The organism is Nocardioides sp. (assembly GCF_024509035.1).
Lineage (GTDB): Bacteria > Actinomycetota > Actinomycetes > Propionibacteriales > Nocardioidaceae > Nocardioides.
Genome location: NZ_JANINT010000128.1, coordinates 5,377 through 6,332, shown reverse-complemented (window position 1 = coordinate 6,332; position 956 = coordinate 5,377). Strand labels below are relative to the sequence as shown.

Here is a 956-nt window from a genome sequence, read left to right as displayed (position 1 = left end):
CTGATGCGCTACGTCCCGGCCGCGGCGCCGGCGTTCGTCGGGCGCTGGCGGCAGGGGCGGACCGCGGACTGGGCGGCGATGCCGGTGGTGGTGTTCAACGAGAAGGACACGCTGCAGCACGACGTGCTCGAGTCCCGCGGGGTGGGGATGCCGCCGATCGTGCACCGGGTGCCGACGTCGGCCGACTTCCTCGAGGCGGTCCGGCTCGGCCTGGGCTGGGGGATGATCCCCGAGCCGCAACTGCGCCCCGACGTCCAGGTCGGGCGGCTGGCCCCGCTCCCCGGTCGCCAGCACGTCGACGTCGCTCTGCACTGGCAGCGCTGGCGCCTGGACTCCCCGAGCCTGGACCGGCTCACCGGCGCCGTACGCCGGGCCGCGCGGGCCGCCCTCAGGCACGGCTAGGCCCGAAATGGCGTTGACCCGCCCGAAAGTTTCGGGCGGGTCAACGTGGTGACCGAGAGGTCAGGGGATCAGAAGGCGTCCTCGGAGAGGTCCATCAGGCTGAGGTCGGTCCCCTCGGCGATCGCCCGCTCGGCCGTGAGGCGCGGCAGGTTGGTCTGCGCGAAGAACTGCGCAGCCGCGACCTTGCCCTCGTAGAACGCGCGGTCCTTGCCGGGGTCGCCCCCCAGCTTCTCGAGGGCGATCTCGGCCTGGCGCAGCAGCAGCCACGCGCAGACGACGTCGCCGAGCACCATCAGCAGGCGGGTGGTGTTGAGGCCCACCTTGTAGATGTTGCGGGTGTCCTCCTGGGAGGACATCAGCTCGTTGATCATGTGACCGACGATCGCGTTGGCGTCGTCGAGAGCGGTCGCGAGCAGCTCGCGCTCGTTCTTGAGGCGACCGTTGCCGGCACCGCTCTCGATGAACTTCGAGATCTCGCCCGCGAGGTGGCCCAGCGCGACGCCCTGGTCCTTGACGATCTTGCGGAAGAAGAAGTCCTGGCCCTGGATCGCGGT

The 956-nt window shown here is 70.7% G+C and carries 2 protein-coding genes; one reads left to right on the top strand and one right to left on the bottom strand.

Annotated elements, in window-relative coordinates:
• A partial coding sequence (locus Q0L15_RS10570) for a LysR substrate-binding domain-containing protein (protein WP_296604209.1) occupies nt 1–402 on the top strand: 402 nt, incomplete at its 5' end.
• A gap of 68 nt (nt 403–470) precedes the next feature.
• On the opposite strand, the gene Q0L15_RS10565 is transcribed toward Q0L15_RS10570, so the two are convergent.
• Nucleotides 471–956, bottom strand: a 486-nt coding sequence (locus Q0L15_RS10565; RefSeq protein ID WP_296604207.1) for an acyl-CoA dehydrogenase C-terminal domain-containing protein, incomplete at its 5' end; no start/stop codon positions are given.